We start from the raw sequence: 24,268 nt of genomic DNA on the forward strand, positions 1-24,268 counted from the left end.
TCGGCGGCGTCGCGGCGTTTTCCGGCGCAGCCTAGAGCAGGCACGGGACCGGGTCCGGGCAGTTCCGGCGAGTGCTCCGGAACTGTCCTGGATCTGTCCGCTCGGAAGGCGACCCGCGTCAGGAAGCCGTGGTCTGGAGGGCCTTGCTCAACGCCGTGGCCGTCAACCCGACCTGCCACGGCCGCGCGCCGCCCGCGCGGAGCACCGCGGCCACCGACTCCTCGTCCGTCTCCGCCGGGGGACGCCAGCACGTGCGGCGGAGAAGATCCGGCAGCAGCAGGTTCTCCACCGGCAGCCGCCGGTCCTCCGCGATCGCCGACAGGGCCGTGCGCGCGGCCGACAGCCGGGCCGCCGCGTCCGGGTCCTTGTCCGCCCAGCGGTTGACCGGGGGCGGGCCGTCCGTCGGCTGCGACGGCGATGGCAGCTCGGAAGCGGGAAGTGCGCGAGCCGCCTGCAGGTGGCGCAGCCAGCTCGCCGTGTACTTGCGCTGGACCCGGCCGCTGAACACCGGCAGCGCCTGGAGCTCCTCGACCGTCTTCGGGTCGGCCGTCACCGCGTTGATGATCGCGCTGTCCGGCAGGATGCGGCTCGGCGCGCGGTCGCGTTTGCGGGCCAGCTCGTCGCGGGCCTGCCACAGCTCGCGGACCGCCGCCAGGCCGCGGGGGTTGCGGATCTTGTGCACGCCGGACGTCCGGCGCCACGGCTCGGCCCGCGGGCCCGGCGGCGGTGCCGTGCGCACGAACTCGAACTCCTGCTGCGCCCACTCCAGCTTGCCCTGGGCGCCCAGCTCCGCCTCCAGCTTTTCGCGCAGCTGGATGAGCAGCTCGACGTCGAGGGCCGCGTAGTTGAGCCAGTCGACCGGCAACGGCCGCTTCGACCAGTCGGCGGCGCTGTGCCCCTTCTCGAGGGTGTAGCCCAGCAGCAGCTCGACCAGGGTTCCCAGTGCGACCCGCTCGTAGCCCGCCAGCCGGCCGGCCAGTTCGGTGTCGAACAATGCCGCCGGGTGCAGGTCCAGCTCGGCGAGGCAGGGGAGGTCCTGGGAGGCGGCGTGCAGCACCCACTCCAGGGAGTTGAGGACGTTCTTCAGCGGGGTGAGGTCGTCCAGCTCGGTCGGGTCGATCAGGACCGTGCCGGAACCCTCGCGCCGCAACTGGACGAGGTAGGCCTTGGGCCAGTACCGGTAGCCGGACGCGCGTTCGGTGTCGACGGCGACGGCGCCGGTGCCCGCGGCGAGCCGCGCACAGGCTTCGAGCAGCGCGGCTCGGTCGGTGACCACCGGGGGTGTGCCCTCGACGGGCTCGCGTAGCAGCACAGGGCCGCCCGTGGACTCGATCTCCATCCCGGTGTCCTCGGCCTCTGTGCTTTCCATGACTAGCGACCCTACGGGACGGGCGTACCGCGCCTGGTGCGCCCGCCCCGTGGGGAGGTTCGTCTATCCGTCAGCGGATGACGCCGGCCCGCATGGCCAGCGCAACCATCTGAGCCCGGTCGCCCGTGCCGAGCTTGCGCCCGATCCGGGACAGGTGGGACTTGACGGTGAGGGCGGAGAGGGAAAGTTCCTCGCCGATCTCCTTGTTGGACTGTCCGTCAGCGACCAGCTGAAGCACCTCCACCTCACGAGCGGAGAGCTCGCGCGGGGTGTTGTCGGTGCCCGCGACGCGGGTCCCGGTGGCCAGCACCGGAGCCACGCTCGGGTCGGCGTAAACGCCGCCCTCGAGCACGCGCCGCACGCCATCGGTCACGACGACCGGTGACGCGGACTTCAGCAGGTACGCCTGGGCCCCGGCCTGGAAGGCCGAGCGGACCGCGTACGGGTCGTCCGAGGATGCGAGTACGACCACGCGCGGCCAGCCGTGGCTACGGAGTTCCGTAACCAGTTCGATGCCGCTGCCGTCCGGCAGTCCGAGATCGAGGATCGCCAGGTCACAAGGCCCTGTGGCCTGTGCTCGCGCCCTCGCCTCGGCCACCGTGGCGGCTTCGTGGACGGTCCCCGCACCCATCTGTGCGAGTCTTGCTGCGATTGCCTCCCTCAACAGCGGGTGGTCGTCGACCACCAATACCGAAAAAAGCTCTTCCCGCGGGTGCGGAACCATGCTCGCCGGCAAAGCACCGGCTGGCGTGGATCGGACGGCCTGAGAAATGCCGACGGTAGCCACGTCACTACCTCCCTGGAGTCGGTCGTGCCCCCCGACCGGCACCGGGACCTTCGGCCGTTCAGCCGCGCCAGCTTTAGACCGAAAGTGGTGTCGTCGAAGGCACTGTAGCCGCCCTGAGGCCGTTGCGGGGGGATCGAATGGGTATCTATCTCAAACGAACAGTCACTCAGTGGGTTCGGAGTAACACGATCGGGCTAGTACACGGCCGGTTGCTAACGGATAGCCCAGCGAACACGATGCAAAGAAGTTACCGGCGCCCAAATGGTCGTGCAGATGGAGTGTGCAGCTGCCGGTGCGCGTAGTGGGAGGGGTCCGGATGGGGGTCCGGGAGGGCCGGAATGTGCCTCCGGCCGGGGCATGATCAACTTCGTGAATCGGCTTCAGCGGGCCCTCGGGGACGCCGGAATGGTGACTGTCCGTGGCCTTCGCCGGCGCTCCTCGGCCTAGTGGGCCCTAGTTGATCTTGTTGCGGTGCGTGACCGCGCCGGCTCCACGAACGGGGGCGCCGGCGAAGACGTGAAACGGCCTCGGGAACGCGGCGGCGGTCCGCCGGGTGTCAGCCGTCGCCCGGGCCGTTGCGCCCGCTGGTGGCGTACTGAGGGGGCCGACCGGGGGTTCCCGTTGGTTTGGACGGCGTTCTGCGGATGTGAAATTTGCTCACATCCGTACAAGGTGGGCGGTCCGGATCCGGCGGGGGAGGGGGCCGTTACCGATCCGTTGCCGATGTTCGCCCGGACGGCCGCGGAGCCGGGCCGCACGCGCGCCGAGCGGCTGTCTTGAATGAGTCATTCAGGTCGTCGGCTGTCCTGAATGACTCATTCAAGACAGCGGAGGGGCCGTCAGGAGCTCTGGCGCTGCCCGAAGAGCGTCACGCCGACCGGCGGCAAACCCACCACGCTGGCCATCACCTGGCAGAACGCCTGCCCGTGCGGCAGCAGCCCGGCGTCCGTCGGCGTCCACGACGCCCGCAGCTCCAGGTCGTCCGTCCGCGCCGGGCCGGAAATGTCTCCGAAGCGGGCCGACGACGTCTCCGTCACCGTGCCGCCCAGCGCCGTCCAGCTCGCGCCCGACACCTCGAGCGCGTCCGTCAGCCACGACCAGCCGACCGCCGGCAGGAACGGGTCCGTCGCCAGCTCCCGGTCCAGCTCCGCGCGCACGTACATGACCAGCCGCAGCACGCCGTCCCAGCCTTCCTGGCCTTCGGGGTCGTGCAGCAGGACCAGCCGGCCCGAGGCCAGCACGTCCGCGGGACCGGCGACCTCGCAGCTGACCGCGTACGACCACGGCGCGAGCCGCTGCGGCGCCCGCATCGGCTCCAGCAGCACCTCCCGGCGGGGCCGGACGGACTGCAGCGCCACAACTGCTTCGCGGAAGAGTTCGGGCACTGGCGTCATGGCGGTCACGCTTCGACTTTAGGGCGGGCACGCCCCGTTGCGGGCGCAGGCGCGCCGAGAGAAGGGACCCGCCGGGCTCGTGGCACGATTGACGGCGATGTCTCCGACCACGCCCCTGCCGCAGCGAGCCGCCCCGTCCGGCCGCCGCGAGCTGCCCGAAGCCCCGTTCCTCGCCGCCGCGCGCGGCGAACGCCCGGCGCGCACCCCCGTCTGGTTCATGCGCCAGGCCGGTCGCTCGCTGCCCGAGTACCGCGCGCTGCGCGAGGGCGTGCCGATGCTCGACGCCTGTTTCGACCCCGAGATGCTGGCCGAGATCACGCTGCAGCCGGTCCGCCGGCACGACGTCGACGCGGCCATCCTCTTCAGCGACATCGTCGTGCCGCTCAAGGCCGCCGGGGTCGACATCGACATCGTCCCCGGCACCGGCCCGGTGGTCGAAGCGCCGGTGCGCGACCTCGCGGCGGTGAAGGCGCTGCCGGAGCTCGAGCCGGACCAGGTCGCGAAGGTGGCCGACGGCGTCAAGCTGCTGGTCGAGCGCCTCGGCGGGACGCCGCTGATCGGCTTCGCCGGCGCGCCGTTCACGCTGGCCAGCTACCTCATCGAGGGCGGGCCGAGCCGCAACCACGAGCACACCAAGGCGCTGATGCACTCGGAGCCGGCGCTGTGGCACGAGCTGGCCGGCCGCCTGGCCGACACCGCGCTGACGTTCCTGCGCGCGCAGCTCGACGCCGGGGTCGACGCGATCCAGCTGTTCGACTCCTGGGCGGGCGCGCTGTCCGAGCGGGACTACCGCGAGTTCGTGCTGCCGCACTCGGTGAAGGTCCTCGACGGCGTCGCCGCGTACGGCGTGCCGCGGATCCACTTCGGCGTCGGCACCGGCGAGCTCCTCGGCGCCATGCGTGACGCGGGCGCGGACGTCGTCGGCGTCGACTGGCGCATCCCCCTCGACGAAGCCGTGCGGCGCCTCGGCGGCCACGCCGTCGTCCAGGGCAACCTCGACCCCGCGCTGCTGCACGCGTCCTGGCCGGTCCTCGAAGCCGAGGTCCGCCGGATCGTCGAGGAGGGCAAGGCGGCCGACGGCCACATCTTCAACCTGGGCCACGGCGTGCTGCCGGGCGTCGACCCCGACGTGCTGACCCGCGTGGTCGGGCTGGTGCACGGGCTGTGAAGCGCGTCGCGGTCGTCGGCGGCGGCGTCTCCGGGCTGACCGCGGCGTACCGGCTGCGGCGGCTGCTCGGCGAAAGCGCCGAGATCGTCGTGTTCGAGAAGACGAAGACGCCGGGCGGGAAGCTGCGCACGGCCGAGCTGGCCGGCGTCCCGTACGACGTCGGCGCCGAAGCCTTCCTCGTCCGCCGTCCCGAGCTGCTCGGCCTGGCCCGCGAGCTCGGGCTCGACGTCGTGAACCCGACGAAGGCGCGCGCGAAGATCCACGCCGGTGGCGCCGTGACCGGCCTGCCGCCGGGCACCGTCATGGGCGTTCCGGCCTCGGCGGAGTCGGTGGCCGGAGTGCTGTCGGAGGCGGGGCTCAAGGCCGTCGAGGCCGAGTCGTCGCTGCCCGAGCTGCGGCTGCCGGGCGGTGACGTGGCGCTCGGGCCGCTGCTGCGCGAGCGGTTCGGCGACGAGCTGGTCGACCGGCTCGTCGACCCGCTGCTCGGCGGCGTCTACGCGGGCGGGGCCGACGGTCTGGGCCTGCGCGCGACCATGCCCGGCCTGGCCGCGGCGGTGGCCGCGGGCGCCGGTTCCCTGACCGCGGCGGCCAAGACGCAGCTGCCGGCGAACCCGTCGTCGGCGCCGGTGTTCGGCACCGTGCCCGGCGGCCTGGGCACGCTGGTCGACCGGCTCACCGAGCTGTCCGGCGCCGAGCTGCGGACCGGGCTGCCGGTCTGCGAGATCGAACGGCACGGCGCCGGCTGGCGGCTGCGGATCGGCGCGAACCCCACCGCGCACGCGCCCGCGGACAACACGGTCGAGGCGGACGCGGTCGTCCTCGCGGTACCCGCGCCCTCGGCCCGGCGGCTGCTGGCCGACCTGGTCCCCGCGGCTTCGGCGGCGTTCGGCGAGGTCGAGCTGGCGTCGATGGCCGTGGTGGCGCTGGCGCTGCCGCCCGGCACGCGGCTGCCCGACGCGTCGGGGATCCTGATCGGCGCCGGCGAGGTCGACTCCTCGGGCAAGCCGTACGCGGCGAAGGCGTTCACGTTCTCTTCGCGCAAGTGGGCGCACTTCGGCACCGGCCCGGTGCTGGTCCGCGGCTCGGTCGGGCGCTTCGGCGAGCTGGGCGCGTTGCAGGCGGACGACGTCGAGCTGGTCCGCGTGGTCCGCGACGACCTAAAACGGCTGACGGGCGTGAAAGCGGCGCCGGTCGAGACGCTGGTGACGCGCTGGGGCGGTGGGCTGCCGCAGTACGGCACCGGGCACCTCGAGCGGGTCGAGCGGATCGAGAAGGCGATCGCCGGAGTGCCGGGGCTCGCGGTGGCGGGGGCGACCCTGCACGGCGTCGGGTTGCCGGCGTGCGTGGCGACGGCCGAGGCGGCGGCGCACCGGATCGCGGCGCACCTCTCTTCGTGAGTGCTCTCACCTGACCCGTGGCAGCGGCGGCGCCGGCGCGGTGACAGGATGGAACCATGGCGCGGGTCAACTACAACGAGCTCAACGACACCATCCGCTACACCACCTGGTCGGTCTTCCGGATCGAGCCCGGGCGGCTGGGCGAAGACCGCGGGGCGGCCGGTCGCGAGACGACCGAGTACCTCGACGGCCTGGAGGCCAAGGGTGTCGTCGTCCGGGGTGTCTACGACCTTTCGGGCCTGCGCGCCGACGCCGACTACATGGTCTGGTGGCACGCCGAGGAGATCGAGCAGATCCAGGCGGCGTACTCCGGCTTCCGCCGGACCCCGCTCGGCCGCGCGTCGACGCCGGTCTGGAGCCAGACCGCGCTGCACCGGCCCGCGGAGTTCAACAAGAGCCACATCCCGGCCTTCCTGGCCGGCGAAGAGGCTCGCAAGTTCATCTGCGTCTACCCGTTCGTCCGCTCCTACGAGTGGTACCTGCTGCCGGACGCCGACCGCCGCAAGATGCTCGCCGACCACGGCAAGGAAGCCCGCGACTACCCGGACGTGCGCGCCAACACCGTCGCGTCGTTCGCGCTGGGCGACTACGAGTGGATCCTGGCCTTCGAGGCCGACGAGCTGCACCGGATCGTCGACCTGATGCGCCACCTGCGCGGCACCGAAGCGCGGCTGCACGTGCGCGAGGAGATCCCGTTCTACACCGGCACGCGCGTGCCGCCGGCCGAGCTCGTCGCGGCCCTGCCCTAGTGACGGAGATCCTGGACGGCGTCTGGCGCACTCTCACCGGGGAGAAGCCGGGACCGGTCGAGCTGACCGGCGCCGAAGACGTGCTGCCCGGCCCCTACCGGGTGGCGGCGGCCGCGCAGGCGTCCGTCGCGGCCGCGACCCTTGCGGCCGGCGAAATGCTGAAGCTGCGCGAAATCGAGCCCGGCGTCGTCACGGCGGACACGCGCCACGCGGCGGCGGCGTTCGCGAGCGAAGGCCTCTCGCGCGTCGAGGGCGCTTCGCCGGAGTCGGTGTGGGCGCCGCTGTCGGGCAACTACCGCACGGCCGACGGCTGGGTGCGCCTGCACTGCAACTACCCGCGCCACGAAGCGGCGGTGTGCTGGGGACTCGGTGTGCCCGGGACTCGCGAGGCCGTCGAAAAGGCGGTCGCCGGCCGCGGCGCGCGCGAGGTCGAGCACGCGGTGGTGTCGGCCGGGGGAGCGGCGGCGCAGCTGCGTTCGCCCGAGGACTGGGCCGCGCACCCGCAGGGTACGGCGGTGGCTTCGCTGCCCCTGGTGGACTTGGCGCCGATCGGCGAAGCGCCGAAGCGGACGTTGTTCTATTCGGACCGTCCGCTGGGCGGCATCCGGATCCTGGAGCTGACCCACGTCCTGGCCGGCCCGGTGGCCGGACGGGTGCTGGCCGCGCACGGCGCCGACGTCCTGCACGTCGGCGCGGCGCACCTGCCGCGCGTCGAGGCGCTGGTGCGGGATACCGGACAGGGCAAGCGTTCGACGTTCGTCGCACTGGACACCGAGGGCGGCCGCGCGCGGTTGAAGAAGCTGATCAGCCGCGCCGACGTGCTGGTGCAGTCGTTCCGCCCGGGGGCGCTTTCCCGCATCGGATTCGGGCCTTCGGAGCTGGCCGAGCTGCGGCCGGGCCTGGTGATCGCCGACTTGAGCGCGTACGGCTGGGAGGGTCCGTGGGCCCGGCGGCGCGGGTTCGACAGCCTGGTGCAGCTGTCGAACGGCATCGCTTGGGGGGAAACGCCTTCGCCGTTGCCGCTCCAGGCACTGGACCACGGAACGGGCTGGCTCGCGGCGGCGGCGGTGATGACGGCGTTGCGGAGGCAGGTGACGGACGGCGGAACGTGGCGGGTCCGGCTTTCACTGGCGGGCACGGGCCGGTGGCTGGATTCGCTGGGGCGCAAGGACCCTGCTGCGGCATCGGTCGATTTCAGCGACCTGCTGGAGGAGACGGACAGCGGCTACGGCCGGCTGACCCGGGTCCGGATGGCGGGCGGGTTGCCGGGAGCGGAGCCGCACTGGGACTTCGGGACACGGCTCCCGGGAGTCGACAAACCGACCTGGACCCCTTAGCGGCGCCGGAGCCGGGCCCGCAGCCCGCGCTTCGGCTTCGGCAGGTGCCCACCCGCGATCAGCCACTCCACGAACGCATCCGCGTACGCCCCGGACCGCTCCGTGTCCCGCTTGGGCCGCGAAGCGTTGAACTCCGCGAACAGCGGCCCGAACCGCTCCCCGAGCTCCTCCGCCAGTTCAGGCCGCTGGTACGCCAGCACTCGTCCGTGCTTCCGGCGCAGGACCTGAGCCTCCACCCGCAACCGCGAAGTGTCGAACCCCGAAGGCGCCGGCCCGTCGGCCAGCAGCGCCTGCAACAGCTCCGCCTGCTGCCGGGCCAAGTCCGCGCGGCTCACACCGTCACCGCCGCCCGCAGCGCCGCCAGTTCCGCCGCCAGTTCGTCGTCGGTCGGGTAGTCGTCGTCGCGCTCCAGCAGGACGCCCGGGGGATCCGTCCGGCGGCGCAGCTCGGTCAGCAGCGACAGGACCTCCGGCCGCACCGGGTGCGCGTGGGTGTCGTGGTAGACGCCGTCGCGCTCGATGCCGCCCGCCATGTGCACGTACGCCAGCCGCTCCCACGGGATGCCGTCGAGGAACGCCTCCGGGTCGGTGCCGATGTTGCGGGCGTTGGCGTACAGGTTCGCGACGTCGATGATCAGCCGGCAGTCCGTGCGCTCGGTCAGCTCGGTGAGGAACTGTTCTTCGGTGAGCTCGGCGGACGGCCACTCCAGCACCGCCGCGATGTTCTCCAGCGCGAACGGGACGTCCACAATGGACTGCGCCAGCCGGACGTTGGCCACCAGCACGTCCAGCGCCTCGCGGGTGCGGGGGAGCGGCATCAGGTGACCCGAGTCGAGCCCGCCCGCGCGCACGAAGCACACGTGGTCGCTGACCAGCGGCGCGTCCAGCGCCCGCGCGATCTCCGCGAGGTGCTGGACGCGCCCGGTGTCGAGGGGCTCGGCCCCGCCCAGCGACAAGGACACGGCGTGCGGCAGCACCGGCAGGCCCCGCCTGCGCAGCGCCACGAGCGTTTCCGGGAGGTGGTCGGCGTGCAGGTTCTCGGCGACCACCTCCACCCAGTCGACGCCGGGCAGGCGCGCGATGGACAGGTCGAGCTCGTGCCGCCAGCCGATGCCGATGCCGAGCTCACCCACCGCAACCCCCTCCGCCGCACGAAGAACCGCCGCCACAGGACGATCCGCTGCTGCACGACGAACCACTGCTGCACGACGAACTCGAGCACGAGGACCCGCCCGACGAACCGCCGCCGCCGAAGGAGCCCGCGGGCGGCATCAGCGCCGCGCTCAGCTCCTCGTCCGGGTACATCGCCCAGCCGCCGAGGGCGACCGCGGCCGCGGCGCCGCCGAGCAGCATGCCGCCCGCCAGCATCCCGGCCGGGACCGGGCCGCTCGCCGCGGACCGCGCCTGGCCGAGCAGGCGGTGTCCCGCGGCCGACGGCTGCCGGGCCCCGGTCTTCGACCGCCGGACCGCCGCCACGAGCGTCAGCACCGCCGCGATGAGCACCAGGAACACCAGCACGCCGACCGGGCGGCCCAGCGAGATGCCGTTGACCAGCCGCACGACGCCGAGCACCAGCACGGCCAGCTGCAGGACGAGCCCGAACGTGCGGGCCTGGCGCTTCGCGGTCGCCGAGGCCAGCAGGCCCCGCTGCTCGAGGCCGTCCTCCAGCGCGCGCATCGCCGCCGATCGGCGTCCGTATCCCCGCAGCGTCGCGGTCGTCTTCAGCTGCGCCGCGTCGAAGACCGCCTGCTCCAGCGGCTCGACCGGCCGCGTCCCGGCCTGGCTGATCTGCTTGTAGCTGTTGACGCGCAACTGGCCGCGTTCCACCAGCGCCGCGATCGCCGCGTCGGTGGCCCGGTCGGGACCGCCCGCGAGGAACGCGAGCTGGTAGACGGTCGGCGGCGGGCCGGGCCGCTCGTTGTCCGCCCGCATCGCGCGGCTCGCGACGACGCCGGCCACGATGACCCGGATCAGCAGCACCGCGCCGAGCAGTGCGATGTAGAGGACCACGAAATCCGGTCCGGAGATGCCCCACGGGTCGTCCATCGCCCGTCTCCCCTCAGTGAGTTGCGGTTACCGTAGCTGTGAGACGCAGGCGGTCGCGTCGGCGTTTCAACCGCCGCAGCCCCCGCCGCCACCCCCTCCGCAGCCGCCCCCACCACCGCCGCCGCAGGAGCTGCCGCCGCTGCACGAGCTGCCGCCGGAGTAGCCGACGAACCCGCCGCCACCGGCCGCCGCCCACCGGCCGCGGCGGTGGGAGGAGCGGGTGGCCGCGACCACCGTGGACCGGCTGACGGCCAGCCGGACGTCCTTGTCGGGGTGGCTGTCGAACCCGCCGGCCGCGACCGCGCCCGCCGAGCCGGAGGTCAGCACGCCGGCGCGCTCGGCTTCACGGGCGGCCGCGCGTCCGGCGGTGGTGGCCTTGACCTCGGGCGCGTTCGCGGCGCGGGTCGTGACGAAGATGGCCGCCACCAGGCCCAGCAGCAGCAGACCCAGCAGGAAGCCGACGGGGTGCCCGGTCGAGCTGCCGGCGATCAGCCGGACCACGCCGAACACGACCAGCGCCCAGTACGCGACGGCGGTGAACACCCAGGTCAGCCGCACTTTCCGGGCGTCGACGAGCAGGCCGCGCGCGATCAGCCCGTTCTCCAGGCCGACCAGCGCCGGGTGGTGGCGCACCTCGCGGCGCACGGACTCGACGACGGTGCCGGTCTTGCTGATCCGCGCCAGCGCGGAGCGGCCCAGGTCGTCCGGCGCGCTGCCCCGGACGCGGTGGACGCGGCCGGTGCCGTCCATCCGGATGGTCTGGCGTTCCAGCAGCCGTGCGACGACGAACTCGCCGGCGCGCGTGCGCCCGCCGGTCAGCAGTGCCAGTTCTTCGGCCAGCTCGGGCGCGCCGCCCGCGCGGCCGTGCAGCAGCAGCCGGGTCCGCACCGCGGCGTAGACCGCGGGCAGAAGCAGCAGGCCCAGGTAGAGGCCCGCGAACAGCGGGCCGGAAATGCCCCAGGTGTCGGTCATGACGCCGCCCTCCCTCGTCCGTGTGCGGAGACTACGTTCGAGGAAGGGCGGTGGGTTGCCGGCTTAAGGAGGATTTAGGACTGGGGTACCAGTTTGAGCGAAATGGAGTTGATGCAGTAGCGCTGGTCGGTCGGGGTCGCGTAGCCCTCGCCCTCGAAGACGTGCCCGAGGTGGCTGTGGCAGGAGCCGCAGAGCACCTCGATGCGCTTCATGCCCATGGCCCGGTCTTCGCGCAGCAGGACGGCGTCGGAGTCGGCGGGGTCGTAGAACGACGGCCAGCCGCAGTGGCTCTCGAACTTCGTGTCGCTGCGGAAGAGCTCGGCACCGCACGCGCGGCACTCGTAGACGCCGGTGGTCTTGGTGTCGGTGTACTCACCGGTGAACGGCCGTTCGGTGCCGGCCTCGCGGAGCACCGCGTACTCCTCGGGGCCCAGCTCCGCCCGCCATTCCTGCTCGGACTTCACGACGCGCGGGGTGGCGCCGACAACGGGTTTCATACCTTTCACCCGCTCCACGTTACGCCGCGAGCCACGCCAGGGCGTGCACCACGATGTCCCATGCGGCGACTATCACGCCGAGCACGATGAGGACCACGATCAGGGCCGACACCCAGTACCGGAGCCCGCCGAGGCGGTTGCTGGAATCGGCGAAGTCGGACACGCCGTCCAACGCCGCTTCGATCGTGTAGTTGGGACCGGATCGCTCGATCCGGTCGAGGTGCTCGGCGAACGCGAGCGCCTCCGGGTCGTACGGGTCCAGGCCGACCAGGTCCTCGTGGAAGCGAGGATTCTGGCCCGGCAGCGAAGCTCCGTTGTCGGCCATGCTTCCACGGTAGGCCATCCGCGCCCGTCAGCCCACCAGCGGCGCGTTAAGTCTCAGAGACCGGTGTTGGGGTTAGCGTCGAGCTTGGTGTTGCTGTCGATCAGCAGCTGCCCGTTCATCAGCACGATGTGGTAAGCGCGCCGGGTGCCGTTGAGCTCCATCGTCAATTTCAGCGAGCCGTCGGGCGCGCTGCCCTCGGCCACGGCCTTCTTGTACCCGTTGACCTTCTGGCCTGCCCAGTAGGCCACGTACGCGTCCTGCGAGCCGTAGACCGCCTGCGCGGCCGGCGTCAAATACCCCCAACCGGCGCCCGGGTTCGGGTAGTAGCTGTCGACGAGAAGCCGGCCCGCCTGGCCGTAGTCCGTGATCTTGCCTTCGGACGGCGTCTGGCCCAGCTGGGCGGAGGCGGGGGCGTCGTCCGAGCGGCTGGTCTTCGGGCTCGACTGCCCGGCGGTGGGCTGGTCCGGGGACTGGGCGTTGGTGTTGCCGCCCGTACCGCCGCCGCCCCCGGAGTTGAGCACCAGGAACACGATGACCGCGACCACGACGACCGCGGCGCCGCCCCCGGCGACCAGCGCGTACTTGCGCTTGTTGTCCGGCTTCGAGGCGTTCGACGAGTACTGCGGGGCCCTGGCCGACGGCGTGGCCGCGGGCATCGGTCTGGGCGGGGTGTTCGGCGGTGCGGCCGGGGACCGCATCGGCATGAACGCCGCCGTCGGGCGCGGCGGGTTCGACGGCGCCTTGTTCGCGGGCACCGGCGTGCCGACCGGCGGCGACGACGGTGCCGGCTGGTCAGTGCGCTGCCACGGCGGGCGGTCGCCGCTCTCGGCGGGCGCGGCGGGCTTGCGGCCCGAGTTGCCCGAGAGCAGCGGCGGGGACGCCGACATGCCGCCGGGTTCGGTGCGGGCCAGCGCGGCCAGCCGCTCGCGGGCCTCGGCCATGCTGGGCCGCTCGCCCGGCTCGCTGCGCAGCAGGCTCATCAGCAGCGCGGTGGCCGCGCCCGCCTGCACCGGCGGGTTGATCTGGCCGTTCGCCGCCGCGTAGAGCAGCGCGAGCTGGTTGGTGGTGTTGCCGTACGGCGTGGTGCCCTCGATCGCCTGGTAGAGGGTCGCGCCGAGGGCGAAGACGTCGGAGCTGGGCACCGGGTCGGCGCCGCGGGCCAGCTCGGGCGCCAGGTAGGCGGGGGTGCCGCCGATCAGGCCGGTGGCCGTGAGCGTCATGTCGCCGGCCGCGCGCGAGATGCCGAAGTCGGTGATCTTCGCGGTGCCGGTCTCGTCGATGAGGATGTTGCCCGGCTTGACGTCGCGGTGGACGATCCCGGCGCGGTGCGCGGCCACCAGCGCGGAGGCCACCTGCTCGCCGATGCGGGCGATCCGGCCGAGCGGGAGCGTGCCCTCTTCGGAGAGGATCGTGGAGAGGCTGGGCCCGTTCAGGTACTCCATCACCAGGCACGGGTCGCCGTTGTGCTCGGCGATGTCGAACACCACGATCGCGTTCGGGTGCTGGAACCGGGCCGCGTTCTTCGCCTCGCGCATGGCGCGCTGGCGCATGTTGTCGCGCTCGGTCTCGGAGACGCCCGGCTGGGGGAGGATCTGCTTGATCGCGACGTCGCGCTCGAGGCGCACATCGGTCGCGCGCCACACGACTCCCATGGCACCGCTACCAATGTGCTCGACGAGGCGATAGTGCCCGGCGATCAGCTGACCGGTGTCGATGGCGACTGCTCCTGACGAAATTCCCGGTGATGGTGGCCCTGCTCAGCGCGTTTCCGGTTCGCGCACCCGATCGAGTGTAGCGGTCGGCCTTGTGCTGTTCGCGTCAGCCAGCCGGTCCGGCGGGCTCCGGTTCGGGTACCGGCGCCGCCGGGGCCCGTTTCCGGAACACCCTGACCAGCCCGATCGCCCCGGCCAGCGCGAACGCGCCGTAGCAGGCGAGCAGCACGGGCGGCGTGTCGCCGGTCAGGGCGTCGCCGAGGACGACCACGGCGACGGTGCCGGGCACGCTCCCGAGCAGCGTACCGGCCAGGTACGGGACCGGCCGCACGGACGACACGCCGCAGAGGTAGCTGAACGGCGCGAACGGCACCACCGGGATGAGCCGCAGCGAGGTGATCGCGAGGACGCCGCCGTCGGAGAGCCGGTCGTTGACCGTCCGGACGGCGGACCGGTGCAGGTGCCGGGTGACCAGGTCGCGGCCGAGCAGCCGGGCCAGGCCGAAGGACAGGCCGGCCGCGATGGTGGTGGCGGCCAGGCCGATGGCGATCCCGGCCGTGGTGCCGACCAGCAGGCCGGCGGCCAGGTTGAAGACGGTGCGCGGGATCGGCGCGACGGTGAGCAGCGAGTACGCGACGAACAGCACGAGCGGGGTGGCGGGCCCGGTGGCGGCGGCCCAGGCCCGGAGCTCGGCGGGCCCGGGGAGCGGCAGCAGCACCGCGGCGGCCACGAAGAGGGCGACCACGGCGAGCGCGACGATCAGCTTGGTGCGGCCGGACACCTGTTCGATCCTACCGGCGGTCCTCCACGGGCCTTCGCCACGTCCGGTGCCCCTCGCCGGACGTCTTGAATGAGTCATTCAGGTCACCGGAGGTCTTGAATGACTCATTCAAGACCTTTGGGGCCAGGAGCCGCCGGGCATTTCGCGAGCGCCGGGCAGGGCGATCACCGCTAGCGTGGCCGCATGCCCAAGCACGGTGACCCGGTCGAGTACGAGGTGGGCGGGCGCACCGTCCGCGTCTCGAGCCCGGACAAGGTGTACTTCCCCCAGCGCGGCATCACCAAGCGGCAGGTCGTCGAGCACTACATCGCCGTCGGCGGGCCGCTGCTGCGCGCGATCGGCGAGCGCCCGACCACGCTGAAGCGCTACGTCGACGGCGTCGAGGGCGAGTGGTTCTACGCCAAGCGCGTGCCCAAGGGGGCGCCGGACTGGCTCGAGACCGCCGAGATCACCTTCCCGTCGGGCCGCAAGGCCGCCGAGGTGTGCCCGACGGAGCCGGCCGTCTTCGCGTGGGCGGCCAACCTGGGCACGTTCGACTTCCACCCGTGGCCGGTCCGCCGCGCCGACGTGGACCACCCGGACGAGCTGCGCATCGACGTCGACCCGCCGGACCGGGCGGGGTTCGCCGACGCGGTCGAGGTCGCGCAGGTGGTCCGCGAGGTGCTGGCGGACGCGGGGCTGACGGGCTACCCGAAGACCTCCGGCGGCCGCGGGGTGCACGTGCTGGTCCGGATCCGGCCGGAGTGGGACTTCGTCGAGGTCCGCCACGCGGTGATCGCGCTGGGCCGCGAGGTCGAGCGGCGCATCCCGGAGAAGGCGACGATCGCGTGGTGGAAGGAGGAGCGCGGCGGCCGCGTGTTCCTGGACTACAACCAGGCGGCGCGCGACCGCACGGTGGCGTCGAGCTGGTCGGTCCGCGGCACCCCGCGCGCCACGGTGTCGACGCCGGTGACGTGGGACCTGCTCCCGGAGGTAGACGCGGACGACTTCGACGTGCTGACGATCCCGGCATTCTTGGCGTCCCACGGCGACCTGCACGAGGCGATGGACGCGGAGGCGTTCGGCCTGGAGAAGGCACTGGAGTGGTACGAGCGCGACCTGCGCGACCACGGGCTGGGGGACATGCCGTATCCGCCGGACTATCCGAAGATGCCGGGGGAGCCGAAGCGGGTCCAGCCCAGCAAGGCGCGGCCGGAGGAGTGACGTCACGGCTTGCGGCAGCTGACCGCCGTCACGCTCGCCTTGGGTGCGACCTTGGTGTTCTTGGTGCTCATGACGGTGCGGTCGACGCGGTAGGAGGAGCCGCCTTGCGAGTAGGCGGTCTCGATCAGCTCCCCTGAGCTGTCTCCCGAGATGCTGTAGGTGATGTCGCACTCCCAGAGCAGGGTGCTCGCACCGAGGAAGGCCAGCTTCGGTTCGACGACGACGTTGCAGCCGGCCGAGCCGAAGCACTGCTTGGAGACGACCGCCAGGTCGACGGAGTAGTCCTTCGCCGTGGGTTCGGGCAGGACGGGCTCGCTGGTGGTCGGCGCGACGAGGGCCGGAATCGAGGGGCTGGTGGTGGCGGGTACGGCGGCGTCGCGAGGCCGGACCCCGCCGTCGGCGGAGACCCAGGTCCCGCCGGGGCCGAAGCAGGGGGCTTCCTGGGTCTTGTCCAGGCACGGGCTCGAAGACGCCTTGCCGACGGCGATCGCGAGGACGACGCCCACCACGAGAGCGGGGATCACGAGCGCCGCGCCGACCACCCACGGCCACTTCCGGCGCGTCGGCCGGGCGGGGACCGGTGGAAGATACGGCACCTGCGGGCCGGGCGGGACGGGAACGGACATGGCTGCCTCCGTGACTCTTGTGCCCGGGACAGACGCCGCGGCCGGGCCCGGTGTTACTCAGCGGCACCGGAATCCCCTCGATCGATACCGAATGTAATCAAAGCCACAACCGTGCCGCCTGCCACTTCCGTGGTCGAAAACTCGTCAAAGGCTGAATCGAAACCCGACCCCGGAAAACGCGGAGTGATCACCTCACTCCCCGCTGTCGCCTTTCGGGTCACAAATGGCGTACGGCCGCCTCGGTGGTCTCGACCACCGGCTCCAACGGCGTAACGTGCGGTCCCGGATCGACGACTCCCCGGAGACATGTCCTGGGGCGAGTTCGAGGGAGGCCCTCAGTGGACGACCTGATCGCTTTCCTCGCCGCGCGCGTGGGTGCGCGGCAGGCGATGATCATGCAGGCCGTCAACAAGGCCAAGGCCGGTGACGCCATGAACCGCGGTGAGACGAAGGTCGCCGTGGAGCAGAAGATCCGCGGGCTGACCGACCTGGATCTGGACGCGGTCAACCAGATGATCAACGAGATCGAGGCGACCCGGCGGATCCTGCTCGCGCACCGCACCACGGTGTCGGAGAAGGTGCCCGGCTTTCCGCTCTACGGCAGCGAATACTGGTGTGAGACCTGCCACGTGCCCGCCGACGAGGCCGGCTCCAACTGGTGTCTCACGCTGCGCCTGCTGGCCCTGCCCTACGCCGATCACCCGGACTACAGCGAGCGCTGGCGCCCCTGACGGGAATCCCGGCCCGCGCCGGGCGTTGCACCCGGGGTGAGGATCTCCGTGCTCGACCGCTCGCCGGTGCGGCGTGACGGCGGGACCGCGCGGGCGCTGAGGGACACCGTCGCGTTCGCCGCCGACGTTGAACGGCTGGGCTACCACCGGTTCTGGGTCTCCGAGCACCACAGCGTGCCCGGGGTCGCCGGGTCCGCGCCGACCGTGCTGGCCGCCGCCGTCGCGGCCGCGACGAGCCGGATCCGGGTCGGCACCGGGGGCGTCATGCTGCCGAACCACCGGCCGCTGGTCGTCGCCGAGCAGTTCGGTGTCCTCGAAGCGCTGTACCCGGGCCGGATCGACATGGGGCTCGGCCGGTCGGTCGGCTTCACCGCCGGCGTGCGCGAGGCGCTGGGTCACGGCAAGGAAGCCGCCGACGACTTCGGCGCGCAGGTCCGGGAGCTGCTCGGGTTCTTCACCGGCGAACACGGCCATCCGGGCGTCCACGCCTACCCCGCCGAGGGGCTGCGCGTGCCGCCGTTCCTGCTGGCCACCGGGTCCGGCGCCGACCTCGCCGCCGAGCTCGGGCTGCCGCTGGTGATCGCGCCCGTTCGCGGCGAACGCGCCCTGGCCGAAGCCGTGACGCGCTATCGCGACGGGTTCCGGCCGTCCGGGTGGGCCCGGGAGCCGTACGTCGTCGTGTCGTCCGCGATCGCCGTCGCGGACTCGGCGGCCGACGCGCGCCGCCTGCTCGTCTCGGAGGCCTGGGCGACGGTGTATTCGCGCTCCCATGGCGTCTTCCCGCCGTTGTCGCTGCCCGCGGAGGTCCTGGCCCTGCCGATGACCGACCGCGAGCGCAGGCGTCTCGAGGACACTCTGGACGGCCAGATTTCGGGCACGCCGGCCGAAGTGGAAGACCGGCTGAGGGCGCTCGTCGAGGCCGCGGGTGCCGACGAAGTCCTCGCCACGACGGCCGCCTACGACCAATCCGCGCGGCTCGATTCTTTCGCCGCGCTGGCCGAACTCACGGAGCTTCGCGCCCCCATTTCGTGAGTGGATCTCGAATTGCACTGGTACCACGTCGGAATATTACCGATGGCCTTTTCCGCTATGGTTTTCCCGTGACTGCCGGGTCGGCCTCGAGCCGTGAGCAGACGGGGTACCCGGCTGAGCCGTGACCTCCGGGCGGGCCCGTGGCCCGCCGCCTCCCGCACGTTTTCCGTCATCGGAACGTGCGCGGGAAGGAGGTGAATCGCATGTCCCAGTGGCAGGAGTTCGTCGCGGCCCACGCCGAGGGCGGGGTGCTCGACGGCGTCGTGGCCCGGGTGGTCCCGTTCGGCGCGTTCGTCGAGGTCGCGCCCGGTGTCCACGGCCTGTGGGTGACCGGAGCCGCGCCCGGGCCGGGCAGCCGGGTGACGGTCCGCATCGAGTCCATCGACGTGGAACGCCGCCGGTTCAGCCTGGTGCAGGTGTGACGTGAGCCGGGTGAGGCAGGGCGCCCTGCCTCACCCGAGCACGAACGGCAGCCGCGCGGCCAGCCCGCCCAGTGCCTCGCGCTCGGCGTCCGTGGGGGCGCGGCGGCCCGTCGTCACCAGCAGCACGTCCTCGTCCGCGAACGACGCCGGGAACGCCGTCCCGGCGATCTTCTCCAGCATCTCCCGCGTCCGCGCCAGCCCTTCGGCCGGCGGTCCCGGAACCGAAGACACCAGGTCCAGGTGGTGCAGCGTCCACTCCAGCACGTACGCCGACAGGTAGTCGCCCGCCGTCAGGACCATCTCCTGCGTCGACACCCGCATGCCCGGGTCCGCCAGGTCGGCCGCGCGGCTCGCCGCCGCGCCCACGTCGTCGAGGTGGAACTTCAGCAGCGCCGGGTCTTCGTACGCCGCCGCCAGGCGGACGATCAGGGCGTCCAGGGGGTCGTCGCCCGAAGGCGGCTCGGAAGACACTGCCCAGTAAGTCACCGCGTCGTGCGTCACCGCCGAAGACGCCGGGGTCACCAGCGTGATCAGGACGTCCTGCGCGTCGATCACCAGGTGGCACACCAGGTCCCGGACCAGCCACCCCCGGCAGCCGGACGGCTTCGCGAAGTCTTCGTCGGGAAGGGCGGCGACGGCGGCGCGCAACGCCGCCCACGTGCGCGAGAAGAGATCCACGGTGGCGAAGCTAGCAGGGTCAGAGCCGCAGCTGCAGCTGAGTGAGGATCCGCTGGGCCGGGTCGGCGAAGTCCACTCCGGACACTTCGGCGGCGCGCCGGACGCGGTAGCGGACCGTGTTGGGGTGGATGTTCAGGAGCCGGGCCGCCGCGCGGACGTCGCCGAACGCGTCTAGCCACGCCAGCACCGCCGGGACCAGGATCCCGCCGTGCTCGGTGTCGTGCTCCACCAGCGACGTCAGCCGCGGGTCGCGGATGCGGGGCTGCCCGCCCAGGAACGCCAGCACCTCCGACAGCAGCACCTCCGCGCGGACGTCGGCCAGCGAGGCGACGTCGGCCGGCCAGTGCCCGCGGACCATCGCCGCCAGGACGCGGTCGGCGTCGCCCCGGGACGCGGCCGCGTCCGACAGCCGCGGCACGACGCCGCCGAGCGCCGCCCGCACCGGGACGTCCAGGTGCCGCCGCGCCGTGCCGACGATCTCCTTGGCCAGCGCCAGCACCGCCGCATCCGAGTGCTCGGGCAGGTCCGGCAGCAGCGCGTAGACGCGGCCGCCGATCACGCTCACCAGCGCGCTGCGCCGGTAGGCCGCCGTGTGGACGGCGATCAGGTGCACCAGTTCGGCGCGGCGCAGCTGCCGGTTGTCCGATCGCTCCAAGGAAAACGCGAGCACCTGCGCCGGCCGGGCGGGGTCCGCGCCGATGTCGTCCGCGACGGACTCCGCGTCCAGCCGCCCTTCCAGCAGGCTCGCGAGGAGGTCTTCCCGCAGCCGCAGCTCGGGGCTGGGCAGCGTGCGGGCGCGGATCAGCTGCGGCGCGAGGGTGCGGCTCGCGCCGAGCAGGGCCGTCTCGGCGCGTTCGGTGAGCGGCTGGGCGCCCTCCTGGACCCAGATCGTGCCGAGCGGCTGCTTGCCCGCGTGGATGCCCGCCGCGATGCGCCGGCGGATGCCCAGCTCGGGCCGCTCGTCGATCCGGACGATCCCTTCGCCGGCGCGAAGCCGCTGGTAGACGCCCCATTCGCGCAACATCGCGAGGTAGCGTTCGGGGCCTTCGCGGCCGAGGATCGACAGCCGCCGCAGCTCGTCGACCTCGTCGCCCGCGCGGGAGTACGCGAGGACGCGGTTCGCCGTGTCCTCGATGCTGACCAGGCCGCCGGTGAGCGTCGCGATCGTCTGGGCCAGGGCGAACAGGTCGCCGAGCACCTCGCCGCTGGCCGCTTCGCCCCCCGCGCGCGCCGCCTCGACGACCCCGCGCGCCAGCGACTCCACCTGCTCCCAGCGCGCCTCGGCACCGACCGTGAGCAGCGCGATGCCCGCGTCGGCGGCGACGTCGGCGCCCGTCGCGCCCTTGACCGCCACCGCGGCCGCCCCGCCGCGCCCGGCCGCGCGGATCGCGGGCGCCGCCGCCCGGCCGCGCGCGCCGATCACCAGCACCAGGTCGCCCGGGCCGGCTTCCAAGGGGTCTTCGGGGTCGAGGATCACGACGTCGCCGACCGGGACGCCGAGGCCGTGCGGGGCCACGACGACCTCGACGAGCGGCTCTCCGAGCGTCGCGAGCACGTGTCGCAGCGAGGTCACCTCGGGGTTATCCGATCAGCCAAGATCATACGGGCGATTTTAGCCGGTTGGACAACCCGCCACGACGTGTCCGGGGTTACCGTTCGGGGCATCCAGACGCAGCAGGAAAGGCAGAGGAGCCGCCGTGGACGCCGTGACCCAGACCCCCGCCCCGAAGAACGAGCCGGTGCTGACGTATGCGCCGGGCAGCGCTGAGCGCGCGGAACTCGAGGGTGCGCTCAAGCGGCTGGGCCAGGCGGAACCCGTCGACCTCACGGTCACCGTCGGGGGCGAGCAGCGTCCCGGCGGCGGCGAGAAAATCGAGGTCGTCCAGCCGCACAACCACCGTCACGTGCTGGGCACCATCCACAGCGCGACGCAGCAGGACGCGACCGACGCCATCGCCGCCGCCGCGAAGGCCGCTCCGGAGTGGCGTGCGCTGTCCTACGACGACCGCGCCGCGATCCTGCTGCGCGCCGCCGACCTGCTGACCGGCCCGTGGCGCGCCACGCTCAACGCCGCCACCATGCTCGGCCAGTCCAAGACCGCGACCCAGGCCGAGATCGACGCCGCCTGCGAGCTCGCCGACTTCTGGCGCTTCAACGTCGAGTTCGGCCGCCGCGTCCTCACCGAGCAGCCGATCAGCTCGCCGGGCGTGTGGAACCGCCTGGAGCACCGGCCCCTCGAAGGCTTCGTCTACGCGATCACGCCGTTCAACTTCACCGCGATCGCCGGCAACCTGCCGACCGCGCCCGCGCTGATGGGCAACACCGTGCTGTGGAAGCCGTCGCCGACGCAGTCGTTCGCCGCGCACCTCACCATGCGGCTGCTCGAAGAGGCGGGCATGCCGCCGGGCGTCATCAACCTGCTGCCGGGCGACGGCAAGGCCGTCTCCGAGGTCGCCCTGACCCACCGCGACCTGGCCGGCATCCACTTCACCGGCTCGACCGCGACGTTCCAGCACCTGTGGGGCACGGTCGGCGCGAACATCGCCGGGTACCGCTCCTACCCGCGGCTGGTCGGCGAGACCGGCGGCAAGGACTTCGTGCTCGCGCACCCGTCCGCCGACGTCGACGTCCTGCGCACCGCGCTCGTCCGCGGCGCTTTCGAGTACCAGGGCCAGAAGTGCTCCGCCGCTTCGCGCGCGTACGTCCCGCGCAGCGTCTGGAACCAGGTCAAGGACGGTCTCGTCGCGGAGACCGAGGCGCTGTCCTACGGCGACGTCACCGACCTGTCGCACTTCGGCGGCGCGGTGATCGACCGGCGCGCGTTCACCAAGCACGCGGAGCTGTTCGACCGCGTCAAGGGCGACGCTTCGGTGGAGGTCCTCACCGGGGGCACCGCCGACGACGAAGACGGCTTCTTCGTCCAGCCGACGATCCTCGTCTCGGACAACCCGAAGCACGAGATCTTCTCGACCGAGTACTTCGGCCCGATCCTGTCGGTGCACGTCTACGAAGACGGCGACTTCGACGCGGTGCTGAAGCTGGTCGACGAGACGGCGTCCTATGCGCTGACCGGCGCGATCATCGCCAACGACCGCACGGCCGTGGCGAAGGCGTCCGAGGCGCTGCGGTTCGCCGCGGGCAACTTCTACGTCAACGACAAGCCGACCGGGGCCGTCGTCGGCCAGCAGCCGTTCGGCGGCGCGCGGGCCTCGGGCACCAACGACAAGGCCGGCTCGATCTTCAACCTGCAGCGCTGGACCAGCCCGCGCTCGATCAAGGAGACGTTCGTCCCGCCGACCAGCGTCCGCTACCCGCACCAGGGCTGAGGAGGTCCGTCATGTTGCGCGCTCCGTTGCTCGCCGCCGCCCGCTCGAAGGGCATCCGGCGGCTCGTCGAAGCGGTGCCCGCCACGCGATCCGTGGTGCGCCGGTTCGTCGCCGGGTCCGAGACCGCCGACGCCGTCCGCGTGGCCAGGGAACTGGCCGCGGACGGCCGGCGGATCACCCTCGACCACCTGGGCGAGGACACCACCGACGCCGCGCAGGCCGCGTCGACGGTGGCGGCCTACGAGGCAGTGCTCTCGGCCTTGGCCTCGGAAGGGCTCGCTTCGGGGGCGGACGTGTCCGTGAAGCTGTCGGCGGTGGGGCAGTTCCTGCCGTCGAACGGCGAGGACGTCGCCTTGGAGAACGCGCGGAAGATCTGCGCGGCGGCCGAGGCGGTCGGGGCCACCGTGACGCTCGACATGGAGGACCACACCACCACGGACTCGACGCTCGGCATCCTGCGTGAGCTGCGCGGCGAGTACCCGTGGGTGGGCGCGGTGCTGCAGGCGTACCTGCGGCGCACCGAGCAGGACTGCCGGGAGCTGTCCGGGCCGGGCTCGCGCGTGCGGCTGTGCAAGGGCGCGTACGCCGAGCCGGAGTCGGTGGCGTTCCAGGAGAAGTCCGAAGTGGACAAGTCCTACGTCCGCTGCCTGCGCGTGCTGATGGCGGGGTCCGGGTATCCGATGGTGGCGTCGCACGATCCGCGGATGATCGAGATCGCCGCCGCGCTGGTGATCGAGAACGAGCGCCGGGACGACGACCACGAGTTCCAGATGCTCTACGGCATCCGGCCGGAGGAGCAGGGGCGGATCGCGGCCGGCGGGTCGCGGATGCGCGTCTACGTGCCCTACGGCGACGAGTGGTACGGCTACTTCATGCGCCGGCTGGCCGAGCGTCCGGCCAACCTGGCGTTCTTCCTGCGCGGGCTCGCCACCCGCTCCTGAAATGCCGTTAAGGCCACCTTACGGGCGTCAGACGCCCGTAAGGTGGCCTTAACGGCAGGTAGGTCAGGCCTGTTCGGCCTCGGCCTCGGCTTCGGCGGCCTTGCGCTTGACCTCGTCCATGTCGACCTCGCGAGCCTGCTTGATGAGCTCTTCGAGGGCGGGCTCGGGCAGCGCGCCCGGCTGGGCGTAGATCAGCGTCTTGTCGCGGATGATGGCCAGCGTCGGGATGGAGCGGACGTCGAAGGCGGCGGCGAGCTGCTGCTGCGCTTCGGTGTCGACGCTCGCGAACACGAGGTCATCGTGCTTCTCGGAGGCCTTTTCGTAGACCGGCGCGAACTGACGACACGGGCCGCACCAGCTCGCCCAGAAGTCGATCAGGACGAACTCGTTGTCGTTTACCGTCTGGTCGAAGTTCTCGGCAGTCAGCTCAACGGTGCTCATGCCCTGGTCAACGAAGTGGGTGCGGCGGGAATTCCCGGGGCCGGGGTAGCGTCTGCACCGAGCAACCGTACGAGGAGGAACTCATGGCCGACGGCGAAATCCTGGGCCGGATCGACGAGCTGATCGCGGAGGAGCACGAGCTCCGGTCGCGTTCGGTCGGCGTCGGGCTGAGCGGCGGCGACAAGGATCGCCTCACCACGGTCGAGCAGCAGCTCGACCAGTGCTGGGACCTGCTCCGGCAGCGGCGCGCGAAAACGGAGTTCCACGAGAACCCGGACGAAGCCACGGCCCGCCCGGTCTCCGAGGTCGAGTCCTACCGCCAGTAACCCGTAACT

At 72.4% G+C, this 24,268-nt stretch carries 26 protein-coding genes; 11 read left to right on the top strand and 15 right to left on the bottom strand.

Going from position 1 to position 24,268, the window contains the following annotated elements; translation table 11 throughout:
* Positions 1-118: 118 nt before the first annotated feature.
* From QQ657_RS28190 to QQ657_RS28200, 3 genes are all read right to left on the bottom strand, one after another.
* Positions 119-1,339, bottom strand: a complete 1,221-nt coding sequence (locus QQ657_RS28190) for an HRDC domain-containing protein (RefSeq protein ID WP_434056787.1) — start codon at positions 1,337-1,339, stop codon at positions 119-121.
* Positions 1,340-1,439: 100 nt separating this feature from the next.
* On the bottom strand, positions 1,440-2,156 hold the full coding sequence (locus tag QQ657_RS28195; protein WP_033261886.1) for a response regulator: 717 nt from the start codon (positions 2,154-2,156) through the stop codon (positions 1,440-1,442).
* 839 nt (positions 2,157-2,995) lie between these two features.
* The gene (locus QQ657_RS28200) at positions 2,996-3,559 is read right to left on the bottom strand and encodes a DUF3000 domain-containing protein (RefSeq protein WP_196425265.1); all 564 of its coding nucleotides are present in this window, start codon (positions 3,557-3,559) and stop codon (positions 2,996-2,998) included.
* An 88-nt stretch (positions 3,560-3,647) separates the two neighbouring features.
* Here QQ657_RS28200 and hemE point away from each other — a divergent pair, with 88 nt between their 5' ends.
* The 4 genes from hemE to QQ657_RS28220 are packed head-to-tail and all read left to right on the top strand — an operon-like array spanning position 3,648 to position 8,201.
* Positions 3,648-4,718, top strand: a complete 1,071-nt coding sequence (gene hemE / locus QQ657_RS28205; RefSeq protein ID WP_284745280.1) for a uroporphyrinogen decarboxylase — start codon at positions 3,648-3,650, stop codon at positions 4,716-4,718.
* A complete protein-coding gene (gene hemG, locus QQ657_RS28210; RefSeq protein WP_284745281.1) occupies positions 4,715-6,115 on the top strand; it encodes a protoporphyrinogen oxidase in 1,401 nt (466 codons plus the stop codon). Before hemE ends, hemG begins: the two co-directional genes overlap by 4 nt.
* 56 nt (positions 6,116-6,171) lie before the next feature.
* Positions 6,172-6,864 (top strand): hydrogen peroxide-dependent heme synthase, encoded by a 693-nt coding sequence (gene hemQ, locus QQ657_RS28215; RefSeq protein WP_284745282.1) that lies wholly within the window; start codon positions 6,172-6,174, stop codon positions 6,862-6,864.
* Positions 6,864-8,201, top strand: coding sequence for a CoA transferase (locus tag QQ657_RS28220; RefSeq protein WP_284745283.1), 1,338 nt, complete (start codon positions 6,864-6,866; stop codon positions 8,199-8,201). The genes hemQ and QQ657_RS28220 overlap by 1 nt, the downstream gene beginning before the upstream one ends.
* On the opposite strand, the gene QQ657_RS28225 is transcribed toward QQ657_RS28220, so the two are convergent.
* The 8 genes from QQ657_RS28225 to QQ657_RS28260 form a co-directional block, all read right to left on the bottom strand.
* Positions 8,198-8,536 carry an SCO6045 C-terminal-like domain-containing protein gene (locus QQ657_RS28225; RefSeq protein ID WP_284745284.1) on the bottom strand — a complete coding sequence of 113 codons (339 nt, stop codon included), beginning with the start codon at positions 8,534-8,536 and terminating at the stop codon, positions 8,198-8,200. The genes QQ657_RS28220 and QQ657_RS28225 overlap by 4 nt on opposite strands.
* Positions 8,533-9,333 (bottom strand): MbnB/TglH/ChrH family RiPP precursor modification enzyme, encoded by an 801-nt coding sequence (locus QQ657_RS28230; RefSeq protein ID WP_284745285.1) that lies wholly within the window; start codon positions 9,331-9,333, stop codon positions 8,533-8,535. The genes QQ657_RS28225 and QQ657_RS28230 overlap by 4 nt, the downstream gene beginning before the upstream one ends.
* Entirely contained in the window at positions 9,326-10,246 is a 921-nt protein-coding gene (locus QQ657_RS28235) for a TIGR04222 domain-containing membrane protein (RefSeq protein WP_284745286.1), read from the bottom strand. The genes QQ657_RS28230 and QQ657_RS28235 overlap by 8 nt, the downstream gene beginning before the upstream one ends.
* Before the next feature lie 66 nt (positions 10,247-10,312).
* Complete coding sequence (locus QQ657_RS28240; RefSeq protein WP_284745287.1) at positions 10,313-11,218, bottom strand: TIGR04222 domain-containing membrane protein; 906 nt, start codon at positions 11,216-11,218, stop codon at positions 10,313-10,315.
* Between the two features lie 74 nt (positions 11,219-11,292).
* Entirely contained in the window at positions 11,293-11,715 is a 423-nt protein-coding gene (msrB, locus tag QQ657_RS28245; protein ID WP_284745288.1) for a peptide-methionine (R)-S-oxide reductase MsrB, read from the bottom strand.
* A 19-nt stretch (positions 11,716-11,734) separates the two neighbouring features.
* Positions 11,735-12,040: an aminotransferase class IV gene (locus QQ657_RS28250; RefSeq protein ID WP_284745289.1), complete on the bottom strand. Its 306-nt coding sequence runs from the start codon at positions 12,038-12,040 to the stop codon at positions 11,735-11,737.
* Positions 12,041-12,093: 53 nt separating this feature from the next.
* The gene (locus QQ657_RS28255; RefSeq protein ID WP_284745367.1) at positions 12,094-13,740 is read right to left on the bottom strand and encodes a serine/threonine-protein kinase; all 1,647 of its coding nucleotides are present in this window, start codon (positions 13,738-13,740) and stop codon (positions 12,094-12,096) included.
* Between the two features lie 118 nt (positions 13,741-13,858).
* Entirely contained in the window at positions 13,859-14,533 is a 675-nt protein-coding gene (locus QQ657_RS28260; protein ID WP_284745290.1) for a TVP38/TMEM64 family protein, read from the bottom strand.
* A gap of 183 nt (positions 14,534-14,716) precedes the next feature.
* Between QQ657_RS28260 and QQ657_RS28265 the strand changes: the two genes are divergently transcribed.
* Positions 14,717-15,736: a DNA polymerase domain-containing protein gene (locus QQ657_RS28265; RefSeq protein WP_284745291.1), complete on the top strand. Its 1,020-nt coding sequence runs from the start codon at positions 14,717-14,719 to the stop codon at positions 15,734-15,736.
* A 2-nt stretch (positions 15,737-15,738) separates the two neighbouring features.
* Here the strand turns inward: QQ657_RS28265 and QQ657_RS28270 are convergent, their stop codons facing one another.
* Entirely contained in the window at positions 15,739-16,362 is a 624-nt protein-coding gene (locus tag QQ657_RS28270; protein ID WP_284745292.1) for a hypothetical protein, read from the bottom strand.
* A 338-nt stretch (positions 16,363-16,700) separates the two neighbouring features.
* Here QQ657_RS28270 and QQ657_RS28275 point away from each other — a divergent pair, with 338 nt between their 5' ends.
* The 3 genes from QQ657_RS28275 (at position 16,701) to QQ657_RS28285 (ending at position 18,547) form a co-directional block, all read left to right on the top strand.
* Positions 16,701-17,093 carry a DUF6221 family protein gene (locus tag QQ657_RS28275; RefSeq protein WP_284745293.1) on the top strand — a complete coding sequence of 131 codons (393 nt, stop codon included), beginning with the start codon at positions 16,701-16,703 and terminating at the stop codon, positions 17,091-17,093.
* A 48-nt stretch (positions 17,094-17,141) separates the two neighbouring features.
* Positions 17,142-18,125, top strand: a complete 984-nt coding sequence (locus tag QQ657_RS28280; RefSeq protein ID WP_284745294.1) for an MsnO8 family LLM class oxidoreductase — start codon at positions 17,142-17,144, stop codon at positions 18,123-18,125.
* A gap of 203 nt (positions 18,126-18,328) precedes the next feature.
* Positions 18,329-18,547 carry a S1 RNA-binding domain-containing protein gene (locus QQ657_RS28285; RefSeq protein WP_284745295.1) on the top strand — a complete coding sequence of 73 codons (219 nt, stop codon included), beginning with the start codon at positions 18,329-18,331 and terminating at the stop codon, positions 18,545-18,547.
* Positions 18,548-18,577: 30 nt separating this feature from the next.
* Here QQ657_RS28285 and QQ657_RS28290 read toward each other — a convergent pair whose 3' ends face one another.
* Positions 18,578-19,225 (bottom strand): maleylpyruvate isomerase N-terminal domain-containing protein, encoded by a 648-nt coding sequence (locus QQ657_RS28290; RefSeq protein WP_284745296.1) that lies wholly within the window; start codon positions 19,223-19,225, stop codon positions 18,578-18,580.
* Positions 19,226-19,244: 19 nt separating this feature from the next.
* The gene (locus tag QQ657_RS28295; protein ID WP_284745297.1) at positions 19,245-20,798 is read right to left on the bottom strand and encodes a PucR family transcriptional regulator; all 1,554 of its coding nucleotides are present in this window, start codon (positions 20,796-20,798) and stop codon (positions 19,245-19,247) included.
* A 124-nt stretch (positions 20,799-20,922) separates the two neighbouring features.
* Here QQ657_RS28295 and pruA point away from each other — a divergent pair, with 124 nt between their 5' ends.
* On the top strand, positions 20,923-22,551 hold the full coding sequence (gene pruA, locus QQ657_RS28300; RefSeq protein WP_284745298.1) for an L-glutamate gamma-semialdehyde dehydrogenase: 1,629 nt from the start codon (positions 20,923-20,925) through the stop codon (positions 22,549-22,551).
* Positions 22,552-22,562: 11 nt separating this feature from the next.
* Positions 22,563-23,492 (top strand): proline dehydrogenase family protein, encoded by a 930-nt coding sequence (locus QQ657_RS28305; RefSeq protein WP_284745299.1) that lies wholly within the window; start codon positions 22,563-22,565, stop codon positions 23,490-23,492.
* A 63-nt stretch (positions 23,493-23,555) separates the two neighbouring features.
* Here the strand turns inward: QQ657_RS28305 and QQ657_RS28310 are convergent, their stop codons facing one another.
* Positions 23,556-23,933 (bottom strand): thioredoxin family protein, encoded by a 378-nt coding sequence (locus QQ657_RS28310; protein ID WP_284745300.1) that lies wholly within the window; start codon positions 23,931-23,933, stop codon positions 23,556-23,558.
* Between the two features lie 83 nt (positions 23,934-24,016).
* Here QQ657_RS28310 and QQ657_RS28315 point away from each other — a divergent pair, with 83 nt between their 5' ends.
* Positions 24,017-24,259: a DUF2630 family protein gene (locus QQ657_RS28315; RefSeq protein ID WP_284745301.1), complete on the top strand. Its 243-nt coding sequence runs from the start codon at positions 24,017-24,019 to the stop codon at positions 24,257-24,259.
* Positions 24,260-24,268 lie beyond the last annotated feature (9 nt).

This window comes from Amycolatopsis ponsaeliensis (assembly GCF_030182635.1).
In the GTDB taxonomy this organism is placed as follows: domain Bacteria; phylum Actinomycetota; class Actinomycetes; order Mycobacteriales; family Pseudonocardiaceae; genus Amycolatopsis; species Amycolatopsis ponsaeliensis.